Genomic DNA, 11563 nt, shown 5'->3' with positions numbered 1-11563 from the left:
GATTGCGGGTGAACGAGAAAAGGCGCGCGGGTCAGATCGCGGTCATGCCCGCGTCGATCGTGAACTCGGCGCCCGTGGCATAGCTCGATTCGTCGGATGCGAGGAAGAGGATGCAGTTCGCGATGTCCTCGGGCTTGCCCATGCGCCCGAGCGGAATCGCGCTCGCGCCGGACTGCGCGCCGCGCTCGGTCAGCTGCTGCACCGCGGCTGCCTGCATGTTCGTCCAGATGAAGCCGGGGTGAACGGAGTTGCAGCGCACGCCCGCGGCGCCGCCTTCGACCGCGACGCACTTGGTGAGCAGCCGCACGCCGCCCTTCGATGCGGCGTACGCCGCGCCGGTGGGCAACCCGATCAGGCCCGCGACCGAGGACAGGTTCACGATCGAGCCGCCGCCGTTCTTCGCCATCTGCGCGAGGGCGTACTTACAGCCGAGGAAGACCGAGGTGAGGTTCACGCTGATCTGGCGATTCCAGTCGTCGAGCGAGAGATCGGAGATCGGCTTCAGCACGGCGATGCCGGCGTTGTTCACGAGCACGTCGAGCCGCCCGTAGCTGGAAACGGTCGCGGCGATCACCTCGCGCCAGCGCGCTTCGTTCGTGACGTCCTGCGCGAGCGCGATCGCCTTGCCGCCCATCCCGCGAATCTCGGCCGCGGTCTTCTCGGCGCCGGCGGCATCGACGTCCGTCACGACCAACGAGGCGCCTTCGCGCGCCAGCGCGAGGGCGGTGGTCTTCCCGATGCCCGGATCGGATGCTCCGCCGGTGACGATGGCGACTTTTCCTGCGACGCGGCCCATGCGGTTCCTCGCTCTCAGTGGTTCGGGGCCCCGGCTCGCGCTCGCGACGGGGCGATTCAGTTATCTACTGCAGGTAGGTAATTTTGCATCGTGCGCATCCGCGGCGCACACTCGCGATCAGCTCGCGGCGATTCTCTCGCGCCGCACGAACGAGATCACGAACAGCAGCGCGAGGACCGCATGCAGCACGACGCCCGCGGGCTGGTCCGCCGCGATCAGCAGCGAGCTGAGCACGGCGACGTGGAAGGTGACGAGCATGCCGAGCACGGGCGTGAGCGCCGCCAGCTCGCGGCGGCGCGGCCACAGCCAGATGCTGCGCTGGCGATCGCAATCACCGCGAAGCCGTAGTGCATCGCCCAGCGATCGGCGCCGGCACTCGCGCCGATGCCGGCAGGGCCACCGATCAAGCCCGCCGCCGCGAGCGCTTCGACCAGCAGATTCAGCACGAGCGCGGCGGCAAGGACGTGAGTCATCGCGTGAGTCTCCGAAGGGTTCGTGCGCGGTGCGCCGCGCGGGAGAATGGCATGAAGTCGACGCTCGCCGCTTGGTCCGCCCTCTCGGTGCTCCTCACCGCCACGCTCGCTGCTGCGCAGCCGAGCGACCCGCCGCCCGCGCTGCTGCCGCCCGTCTTCGACCTCGGGCCGCTCGCGGACGACGACATCGGTCTGGTCGCGCGCATCCACTTCGCCACGCACACGCCCGACTTCGATCGCGCGCGCGCGTTCTACCGCCAGCTCGGGTACACGACCGGCGTGAGCGGTTTCCCGCTCACGAACACCCACGCGATGGCGCGCGCGCTCGGCATGTTCGACGTGTGCCAGTACGAGCTCGTGAAGGGCGAGGTGATCGCGCTGCCGGGCAGCCTCAACACCGCGAGCATCGATCTGCTGCAGTTCAAGACGCCGTTCGACGGCAGGCCGCCGTACGAGAAGCCGAACCACCTCGGCGCCGCGTACTCCGCGCTGCTCACGACCCACCTCGCGAGCGACGTCGAGCACCTGAAGTCGCAGGGCGTGCGCTTCTTGTCCGAGCCCTACGGCGTGCCGGGCAACCGCTTCGTGTTCTTCCGCGATCCCGACGGCGTGCTCTTCCAGCTCGTCGAGACGGCGCCGCCGCACGGCGACCCCGCGGCGAAGATGCACCTCGTCGCGATGCCGTTCGTCGCGATCAACGTGAAGGACATCGAGGCGTCGCTCTCGTTCTACGCGAAGTTCGGGTACACCGACGTGCGACGCTTCGAGCACGCGGGCACGCTCGAAGAGGCGCGCGCCTATGGCCTCGATCGCCCGTTCCGCGTGCGCGGCGCCGACGTCGCGCTCGGCCGCGGCGATCGCCACGTGCTGCGCCTCACGCAGTGGCTCGAGCCCTTCGACGCCGAGCCCGCGAACGCCGCGCCGATCAATCGCATCGGCATTCAGCGCATCGCGCTGCTCGCGGTCGACGTCGATCGCGCCGTCGCGATTCTGAAGAAGCAAGGCGTGCCGTTCCTCTCGGACATCGCGCCGTGCTGCTCGGGCACCGGCGCCGACGAGAGCGGCATCGTGCACGCGATCGACCCGAACGGCGTGTACCTGGAGCTCGTCGGCAAGATCGCGCCGCGCTCGGCAAAGCCGCAGCCCGAGGGCTGCCCGCCGCTCGAGATCAAGCTGCCGCCGAAGGAGTGACGCGGCGCGGGGCGCCCTGCCATCGTCCCGCCGAACCCACAAGCGAGGTGCGCAATGCGCCGAAGTCTCCATCTCTGCCAGACGCTTCTGCTCGCGAGCTTGCTCGCGGCCTGCGGCGGCGAACCCGCTCCGGAGCCCGCGAGCGAGGCGCCTGCCGCCGAGCCGCAAGCCGTCGAGAAGCCTGACGAGCGGATGGAGTTCGTCTCCAGCTTGTTCACCGGCGCCGAGCAGTACGAGAACTTCAATCGCCTCGCGAAGGTCTTCCCGAGTCACCGCATCGAGGCGCCCGCGGAAGCCAAGCCGTTCCCGGAAGGCGAAGCGCTCGAGATTCCGGCGAGCTTCGAGCACGGCGGCGCGGCGCAGGACACCGCGAAGTTCCTCGAAGAGACGGACACCGCGGCGCTGCTCGTCGTCCACGACGGCAAGCTGCGCGCCGAGAACTACTGGCTCACGGGCGGCCGCGACGTGAACTGGATGTCGATGTCGGTGGGCAAGAGCTTCGTCTCCGCGCTGATCGGCGCCGCGGTCGCGGAAGGGAAGATCCGCAGCATCGAGGAACCCGTGACGGCCTACGTGACCGAGCTCGCGGGCTCGGCGTACGACGGCGTGCGCATCAAGGACATCCTGCAGATGTCGTCGGGCGCGAAGTGGAACGAGGACTACAGCGATCCGGAGTCCGACATCGGACGCTTCGCCGCCGTGTTCGGGTCCGGCGCATCGCTCAACGAGTTCACCACCACGCTCACCCGCGCGCACGAGCCCGGCACCGTGAACCACTACAACTCTGCGGACACGCAGGTATTGGGCTCTCTGCTCCGGGCGGCGACCGGCACGAGCCTCGCGGAGTACGCGCAGCGGAAGCTGTGGCAGCCGCTCGGCATGGAAGCGGACGGCTACTGGATCACCGACGACAGCGGCATGGAGATGGCGTTCGGCGGCTTGCAAGTGACCGCGCGCGACTACGCCAAGTTCGGTGAGCTCTACCGCCTAGGCGGGATGTGGCACGGCCAGCGCGTGCTCGACGAGGCGTGGGTGCGCGCGTCGGTCACGCCCGACGCACCGCACGTGATGCCCGGCCGCGATCCGTCGTACCCGCTCGGCTACGCCTACCAGTGGTGGATCCCCGATGGCGGCGAGAGCGAGTTCTCCGCGATCGGCGTCTACAACCAGTTCGTGTACGTCCACCCGAAGCATCGAGTCGTGATCGTGAAGCTCTCCGCGAATAGCTCGTACGGCACAACGAACGACGACAGCTCCTGGCGCGAGCTGGAGACGTTCTCGCTGTTCCGGGCGATTGCGAAGGCGGTGGAGCCGGAGCGCTAGCGCGCTGCCTCGTCTTCCTCGGCCACCGCGCGCTCGGCGTCCTTGCGGATCAGCGCAAGCGTCGCGTCCGAGAGGCGCAGCGCCTCTCGCGCCTGCGCGAGCGTGTGCGGCGACGTGCGGTCGACCTCGGAGTGCGCGACGAGGCATGCGCGGCCCTCGTCCGCGCCGTCGCCGGTTTTCGGCACGACGCCAGCGCCGAGCTCTGCCGCGAGATCGTTCGCGATCGCGACCGTCGCGGCGAGCGGGTGCGGGTAGCCCTGAATCAGCACCTGATGATGCGCGCCGAGCGTGAAGGCGATGTCGGGCGGCAACGTCCAGTGCTTCGCCATCAGCTCGCCCGCGCGCTGGTGCACGCGATCGACTGCAGGCCAGATCGCGATCAGGTCCGGCGCCGTCTTGCGTTTGCCCTTGCGCTCCGCGAGCGCGAGCAGCGTGCCCGCGATGCCGACGTCGTGAAGCAGGCCCGCCATGAACGAGAACTCCGCCTCGAGCGCGGTGTATTTGCTCACCACGCGACACAGCCGCGCCGTCACCGTCGCGTGGCGCCGCAACAACTCCATCGTGCTCGCGTAGTCGGCGGACTTGAACACGCGCATCTCGAGGGTGATCTGCATGACGAGGTCGCGGATCGTCTGAAGCCCGAGCCGCATCGTCGCGTCCTTGAGCGAGCCCACCTTCGCGCCGCGCGCGTACACCGGCGAGCAGGCCACCTTGAGCACGCGGCCCGCGATCAGCGCGTCGCGCTCGAGCAGCGTGATCACGTCCTTGATCGCGACGTCCGGCTTCTGCGCGAGAGCCATCACCTCGATCGCGACGGCGGGCAGCACCGGCGGCCGATAGCTCGGCGCCTCGAGACACGCGAGCAGCTCGGCGGAGAGCGCCTCTTCGTCGAGAAGGACGTCGTCGCCCTCCGCGATCGCGGCGCGGCCTTGGCCGTAGCCCTCCTCACCCTTCTTCTTGCCGCGACCCAGGATCTCCATGGGCTCACTCCGCCAAAGGGAGGCTTCGACGCCTCGCGACTCGGCGTTGACCCCAGGAAATACGGAGGACCTGGAGCAGGTGCGCGTTCAGCTCCCGAGCCCGAGTCGCGGCAGCGCGCCTTCCGCGATCAGCGTGAGGCTGCCGGTGCCCGTGCCGTCGAGGCCGGCGCCGCGCACGCTCACGCGCACGGGCTGGATGCGGTGCACGGGGCGCACGCGCTGGCCGTTCGCGCGCACGACTTCGGCGGGGTGGCTCACGTCCCACACGTCGTGCTCGAGGTGCGCGTCGCCGCGCCACACGCCGAGGCCGCGGGTGTCGTCGTAGCCGCCGTAACCCAGGCCCTGCATGTCGACGGCGGACCCTAATGCCTCGGCCTCGATCGCGAGCGACGCGCCGCTCGTGAGCTGCACGTCGAAGCGCGCGTGGCGGAAGCGGCGCGGGCGCGCGGCGTCGACGAAATCAGCGGCGAGGTTCGCGCTCGCGAGGTGCGGCAGCTCCGCTTCGGGGCGCGCGATCTCGGCGAGCTCGAAGCTCGCGAAGTCGGGGCGGCCGGTGAACTGCGCGAGCTGGAGGTGGCCGCCGTGCGTGGCGGTGGAGAAGAACAAGAACGCGAACAGCGAGCCCGCGCTCGGCGGCGCGGGCGCACCTGTGACGGGCTCCTCGACGCCCATGCGCTCGCGCACGCCCCACGAGTGGTCGCGCGTCGCCCACCAGTCCTCGATGCGCACGCTCTCGCCCGCGACTTGCAGCGTGCCCGAGCAGCGCCCGATCTGGTCGAAGCGCCGCGACTCCTCGACGACGCGCCCGCGCACGCGCGTGAAGCGCGCGGCCTCCTCCTGCGCGGGCAGCACGGCGCGCCAGTCGAGCACGCCCGAGACGCCGTGCGCGCCGGGTGCGACGTGGAGGCGCAGGTGCTTCAGCGGCTCGATCACTTCGACGCGCAGCGGCCCGCATTCGGTCGCGTAGCGCGGGCGCAGTGAGCGCGAGACGCGCAGGTTGTGCTGCCTCCCGGCGCGCACGACGACGAAGCCGCCGTCCATCACGTTCATGTTCTGGTACGCGCCGAGCGTGAGCTGCAGCGTGCCGCCCCCCGCCGGATCCGAGGCCGCGAACCAGTAGCGATCGAAGAAGCGCGGATCGCTCGTGCCGACGTGGTCGAACGTCGTCGGGAGCTGATGCCAGAGCGTGTCGTCCATCGGCGTGAGCATGCGAGCATCGTGACGCAGGATCGGAGACGATTGCACGCATGAGCGCATGGACTCCGCGCCCCGCGCGCGGCGACAAGACGAGCGCTGTGCGCGACGTCGCGGAGCGCAGCCGGCGCCTCGCGGCGTGGCTCGCGCCGCGCGTTGGTGCGCGCGAGGTCGCCGTGCACGGCCTCGCGGCGCCGGGCGCCGGCGCGTCGAGCGACACGCAGCTGTTCCGCGCGCACTGGATGCGAGACGGGAGCGCGCACGAGCTCGACGCCGTGCTGCGCGCGGCGCCGAGCGAGGAGGGCCCGTTCCCGAGCTACGACATGGCGCTGCAGTTCCACGTGATGGACGGCGTGCGCCGTCACACGCAGTGCCCCGTGCCCGAGGTGTTGTGGCACGAGCAGGATGCCAGCGTGCTCGGCACGCCGTTCCTCGTGATGCGGCGCGTGGTCGGCGAAGCGCCGCTCGACTTCCGTCCGAGTTATCAGGTCGCGGGCTTCTACCGCGACGCGTCGCCTTCGCTTCGGCGCGCGATGTGGCAGGGCGTGATCGATGCGCTCGCGGCACTGCATCGCGCGAGCTGGCGCGAAGTCGCGATTCCAGGTTTACCCGGCAGCGCCGATGCGGATCCCGGTGGCGCGCCGCTCGCCTACTGGCGCGACTACCACGTGAGCTGGCTGAAGGACGATCCGGCCGAGCGCGTGCCCGTGTTCGATGAGGCGCTCGTATACCTCGAACGCGAGCGCCCGCGCGCGGCGCGTACGACGCTCGTGTGGGGCGACGCGAAGCTCGGCAACGTGATGTTCGCGCCGCACTCGCGAGACGTGGCCGCGCTCGTCGACTGGGAGATGGCGACGCTCGGCGATCCCGAGCTCGATCTCGCCTCGCTGCTCGTTTCCGATCGCCGCGCGCAGTCCGAAGCGGGCAGTGCGCTCGAAGGCACGCCCAGCGAAGCCGAGCTCGTGGCGATGTACGAAGCCGCGAGCGGCGAGCGCGTGCGCGCGTTCCACTACGCCAAGGTGTTCGCGACGTTTTGGCGCGGCGCGGTGCAGACGAAGTACATGCGCCGCATGCGCGCGCAGGGCGCGGACATCCCCGAGTCCCTGATCACCGACAGCCTGCCCGTGCGCGCGCTGCGCGAGCTGCTCGGGCTGTAGCGCCCGAGGCGCCGCGCTACGCGCATGACCAGCGCGCCTCACGGCCCCGCTGCGGAGTGTCCCTGGGCGCAACGCATCGAGCGGACCCTCGCAGGTACATCGCTTGCACGCGTTCTAGCGGCACACCGAGGGAGGACGACGCCGTGACCGAGACCGCGACTGGAACCGCTCGCTCCGCCGGGATTCGATATCAGGCGCTGCTCGACCAAGACTCACATCCCGTGCGCGACATCCTGCGCGTCGATCGCCCGATGCCGCCCGGACCGACGAAAGTTCCCGTCGACCGGTACTTCTCGAAGGCGTTCCACGATCTCGAAGTCGAGAAGGTCTGGAAGCGCGTGTGGCAGATGGCGTGCCACGAGGACGACATCCCCGATGTCGGCGACTACCACGTCTACGACATCGCGCACCTCTCGTTCTTGATCGTGCGCAGCGCGCCGAACGAGTTCCGCGCGTTCCACAACGCATGCCTCCATCGCGGGCGCCTCCTGCGCGAGCGCGCGGGCAAGTGGGCGCGCGAGCTGCGCTGCGCGTTCCACGGCTGGAGCTGGAACCTCGACGGCACGCTCCGCGAGGTGCCGTGCGCGTGGGACTTCCCTTCGGTGAAGCCGTGCGAGTACAAGCTCCCGCAGGTGAAGCTCGGCCGCTGGGGCGGATTCATCTTCATCAACCCCGACGAGAACGCGGAGCCGCTCGAAGACTTCCTCGGCGATCTCTCCTCGCACTTCACGCTGATGCCGTACGAACGTCGCCACAAGTACGCGCACGTAGCGCGCGTGCTGCGCTGCAACTGGAAGGTCGCGCAGGAGGCGTTCAGCGAGGCGTACCACGTGGTCGCGACGCATCCGACGATTCTCGAGTCGATCGGCGACGCGAACTCGAAGTACGACGTGTTCGGCAACTACTGCCGCGCGATCTCGCCGAACAGCACGCCGAGCCCGCACCTCGCCGGCAAAGAAGGGCCGCTCGACGCCGCGCGCATGTTCACGCGCCTGCGCCACCCGCTGAGCGGCGCCGTCTACGAGCGCGCGGCCGAGAACCGCGTGCGCGTGACGACGAGCGACGGGCGGCACGGGATCTTCGACGCCGAGGGCAATCGCATCGAAGGTGATCTCGGCCAGGTCGACCCGAACATGTGCGACTGGATTGGCGGGCGGCAGCTGCCCGGTGCGGAGGAAGTCCCGCTGCGGCCGGTCGCGCTGAACGGCGCGAAGAACTTGCGCGCGGCGGCGGCGAAGCCGGTGCGCGAGCAGCTGCGCGCGACGCTCGGCGACGAGGTCGACGGCTTCAGCGACGCCGAGCTGATCGACTCGATCTACCTCACGGTGTTCCCGAACTTCCATCCGTGGGGCTCGTTCAATCCGATCGTCTACCGCTTCCGGCCGTACGGCGACAATCCGGAGATGTGCATCCACGAGTGCATGTACTTCGGGCCCGTGCCGAAGGGGCAGCCGCGGCCGAAGGCTGCGCCGATCCATTGGCTCGGCCCCGACGACGACTGGGTGGATGCGCCCGAGCTCGGGATGCTCGCGAAGGTGTTCAATCAGGACGTCTACAACATGCCGCGCGTGCAGGCGGGCATGAAGACGATGAAGAACCCCTACGTGATCCTGGCGGACTACGGTGAGACCAAGCCGCGGCACTTCCACGAGCTGCTGGAGAAGTGGATCTCGAAGCCGTGAGCCGCTGGAGGGATCGGATGAGTGCCCACGCCGTTGCCCCTGAGACCGCGAAGACTCCGACGCGCGAGGAGCTGATCGCCCGTGCGGAAGCGCTCGTGCCGCGGCTACGCGAGCGCAGCACCGCCGCGGAGGCGAATCGGCGCTTGCCCGACGACACCGTGGCCGAGCTCCGCAGCGCCGGCTTCCACAAGATCCTGCAGCCGAAGCGCTTCGGCGGCTACGAGCTCGGTCTCGACACCGCGGCCGAGTGCATCCGCACGATCGCCACCGGCTGCGGATCGAGCGGCTGGATCGCGAACCTGTTCGTCGTCCACAACTACCAGCTCGGCCTCTTCCCGCTGCGCGCGCAGCAGGAGTACTGGGCCACGGGCGACGATCAGATCTGCTCGACCGTCTCCTTCGCGCCGCGCAGCGAGGCCACGCGCGTCGACGGAGGCTGGCGCCTCTCGGGTCGCTGGAAGTTTTCGAGCGGCTGCGACTTCGCGAGTTGGTTCATCATCATGAAGCCCAGCCCGACGCTGATGGACTGGATGCTGGTCCCGCGCGCGGACGTGACCATCCTCGACGACTGGTTCGTCTCGGGGCTGTGCGGCACCGGCTCGAAAGACCTCGTGCTCGACGACGTGTTCGTGCCCGAGCACCGCGTGCTCGGGATTCTCGATCTCGCGCTCGGGAGGACACCGGGCGGCAAGGCGCACGGCACGCCGATGGCGCGGCTGCCGTTCACGTGGCCGGCGGTGTGGGGCATCCCCGCGGCGCTCGTCGGGATGGCGCAGGGCATGGCCGATTGCGTGCGGCGCACGCTCGTCGGCAAGAAGGCGCTCTTCACAGGCGAGAAGCAGGTCGAGCGCGTGGCGAATCAGATCAAGCTGACGCAAGCGCTCAGCGACATCCACGCGGCGCACCTCGTGATGCGCCACCGATTGGCGGAGCTCGAGAAGTGGGCGGCAGTGGGCGCCGCGCCGACGCCGGTCGACGGGCTCGCCTCGCAGCGCGACGCCGCCTGGGTCGCGCGCGTCGTGGGCAAGGTCGCGAGCGATCTCTCGCTGATGAGCGGCGCGACATCCGTCTACCTCGACAACCCGATCCAGCGTTTCAAGCGCGACATCGACGTCGGTGTCACGCACGTGTCGCTGGTGTGGGAGGAAGCGGCGGAGAGCTACGGGCGCGCGGTGTGGGAGCTGCCGCCGAAGGGGCGGGGCTGAAGCGCCCGTAACAACTGCGCCTCCGCATTCGACTTCGCTCGGCTGCGAAGGCGCCGCCTGGCTGCGCGCTGCGCTCGCTAGCGCATCTCCCCCACGCGCTCCGCGAGCGGGTGCACCTCCGCCGCCGCCGGGCTCTCGACGCGGCCGTACGCGTTCCACGGCGCGAAGCCGAGCCGGAACTTCAGCTTCGCGTCGAGCTCGCCCCACAGCGCGGGGTCGATGCCGAGGGTCTGATTCTCCTGCGGGCGGAACTGCGGACCGCAGAACGTCACGAGCAGCCCGAGCCGCGCGTCGTTCGCAGTGCAGGCGCCGGTGCCGTGCCAGAGGCGGCCATCGAACACCATCAGCGTGCCCGCCGGGCCTTCGGCCTGCACGATGCCGCAACCCGATTGATCGCCTTGCGGCGGATGCGCACCGCTCATGTGCGAGCCCGGCACGACTTCGGTGGCGCCGTTCTCGGCGGTGAAGTCCGACAGCATCCACATCGTGTTCGCCACGACGGCGGGCGCGATGCCGAGCGCGAGGTCGGGCTTGACGAATTCCTGCGCCGCCGCGCGCGTCACGTCGCCCGGCTTCACCGCCGGCTTCCCCGGCCGCACGGGCTGCGGCATCCACCACTGATCGGTGTGAAGGCCCATTCGCACGCCGCCCGTTCGCGCGATGTTGGCCGACATCTGCGAGAGGATGAAGCGCTCGCCGAGCACGTGGCCGACGAGCTCGTCCACGAGGGGATGCCCGATCAGCTCGCGGAAGCAGCGCCCCTTGTTCGCGAGCATCCAAACGCGCTGGTTCACGCCGCCGCTCGCCTCGCTGAACGCGTCCGCGCGCAGCCGCCCGAAGTCGTCGACGATCTGCTGCCCGCGCCCGCCGTCGCGGTACGCGATGCCCGCGCGCTGCTCCGCATCCGCCTGCTCGACGAGCCGCGCCCGTACCAACTCGAGCTGCTCGCGCGGGAGCGCGTCCGCGACGAGGCAGTAGCCGTGCTGGTCGAGGTCGTGCTTCGCGCGCGCGAGGTCGCGGGTGGTGGTGGGTCGCGTGGTCATGGGCGTGGCTCCGGGCTGCGGATCACGGCGTCGACGTAGCGCACGGCGCCGGCGTGAAGGGTGTGCTTCACGCTCTCGTACCAAAGCGTTGCGACGGGGTTGCCGCCCGCATATTGAAGGCGCAGCACCTTGTCGAAATCCTCGCGCTGGGCGGGAGGGAGATCCTGAATGTTCTCGATCGCATCGACGCGGTAGTGCCACCACGCGAGCTGCACGTACATCATCAACTGAACTTCGTCTGGGGTCAGTCCCGCGTTCGCAGCCATCGCAGCGGCTAGCGGTCCCGTCGGAGACCCGAGCGCAGCGTTCGCCTTCAGGGTGACCCTTCGCGCCTCCGCGTCCGACGCCATCCAGCGCGACAGCTCCGAAGCGGCCTGCAGCCGCCTCTGCCCCGTGGCGCGTGCCACCGAGTCGCGCGCGTGGCGGACTTGCTGCGCGAGGTAGACGAGCGTCACGAACACCGCGAGCGCGCCGAGCGCCTCGCTGACCGCGCCGATCGCGTCCCAGTTCATCGCGACT

11 protein-coding genes are annotated in these 11563 nt (G+C 69.9%); 5 read left to right on the top strand and 6 right to left on the bottom strand.

All coding sequences use genetic code 11. The features are described from left to right. Positions 1–31 precede the first annotated feature (31 nt). Together FJ091_04340 and FJ091_04335 are read right to left on the bottom strand one after the other, a co-directional pair. Positions 32–796 (bottom strand): glucose 1-dehydrogenase, encoded by a 765-nt coding sequence (locus tag FJ091_04340; GenBank protein ID MBM4382581.1) that lies wholly within the window; start codon positions 794–796, stop codon positions 32–34. 117 nt (positions 797–913) lie between these two features. Further along, positions 914–1054: a hypothetical protein gene (locus tag FJ091_04335; protein MBM4382580.1), complete on the bottom strand. Its 141-nt coding sequence runs from the start codon at positions 1052–1054 to the stop codon at positions 914–916. Between the two features lie 266 nt (positions 1055–1320). Between FJ091_04335 and FJ091_04330 the strand changes: the two genes are divergently transcribed. Both FJ091_04330 and FJ091_04325 read left to right on the top strand, forming a co-directional pair. Further along, entirely contained in the window at positions 1321–2460 is a 1140-nt protein-coding gene (locus FJ091_04330) for a VOC family protein (GenBank protein ID MBM4382579.1), read from the top strand. Positions 2461–2652: 192 nt separating this feature from the next. Then, complete coding sequence (locus tag FJ091_04325) at positions 2653–3783, top strand: serine hydrolase (GenBank protein ID MBM4382578.1); 1131 nt, start codon at positions 2653–2655, stop codon at positions 3781–3783. Here the strand turns inward: FJ091_04325 and FJ091_04320 are convergent. Then, positions 3780–4763 carry an HDOD domain-containing protein gene (locus tag FJ091_04320; GenBank protein ID MBM4382577.1) on the bottom strand — a complete coding sequence of 328 codons (984 nt, stop codon included), beginning with the start codon at positions 4761–4763 and terminating at the stop codon, positions 3780–3782. The two genes, FJ091_04325 and FJ091_04320, sit on opposite strands and share 4 nt — an antisense overlap. Positions 4764–4850: 87 nt before the next feature. Further along, on the bottom strand, positions 4851–5972 hold the full coding sequence (locus FJ091_04315) for a hypothetical protein (protein MBM4382576.1): 1122 nt from the start codon (positions 5970–5972) through the stop codon (positions 4851–4853). A 38-nt stretch (positions 5973–6010) separates the two neighbouring features. On the opposite strand from FJ091_04315, the gene FJ091_04310 reads away from it, so the two are divergent. From FJ091_04310 to FJ091_04300, 3 genes are all read left to right on the top strand, one after another. Next, on the top strand, positions 6011–7114 hold the full coding sequence (locus FJ091_04310) for a phosphotransferase family protein (protein MBM4382575.1): 1104 nt from the start codon (positions 6011–6013) through the stop codon (positions 7112–7114). Between the two features lie 143 nt (positions 7115–7257). Next, positions 7258–8796 (top strand): aromatic ring-hydroxylating dioxygenase subunit alpha, encoded by a 1539-nt coding sequence (locus tag FJ091_04305; protein ID MBM4382574.1) that lies wholly within the window; start codon positions 7258–7260, stop codon positions 8794–8796. A gap of 17 nt (positions 8797–8813) precedes the next feature. Then, on the top strand, positions 8814–10001 hold the full coding sequence (locus FJ091_04300) for a hypothetical protein (GenBank protein ID MBM4382573.1): 1188 nt from the start codon (positions 8814–8816) through the stop codon (positions 9999–10001). Positions 10002–10078: 77 nt separating this feature from the next. Here the strand turns inward: FJ091_04300 and FJ091_04295 are convergent, their stop codons facing one another. Continuing rightward, complete coding sequence (locus FJ091_04295; GenBank protein MBM4382572.1) at positions 10079–11044, bottom strand: phytanoyl-CoA dioxygenase family protein; 966 nt, start codon at positions 11042–11044, stop codon at positions 10079–10081. After that, positions 11041–11556: a hypothetical protein gene (locus FJ091_04290; GenBank protein MBM4382571.1), complete on the bottom strand. Its 516-nt coding sequence runs from the start codon at positions 11554–11556 to the stop codon at positions 11041–11043. The genes FJ091_04295 and FJ091_04290 overlap by 4 nt, the downstream gene beginning before the upstream one ends. Between the last annotated feature and the right edge of the window lie 7 nt (positions 11557–11563).

The organism is Deltaproteobacteria bacterium, assembly GCA_016875395.1.
GTDB lineage: Bacteria > Myxococcota_A > UBA9160 > UBA9160 > UBA6930 > VGRF01.
The sequence above is the reverse complement of the archived record's forward strand: the minus strand, read 5'-3'. Positions and strand labels throughout refer to the sequence as shown.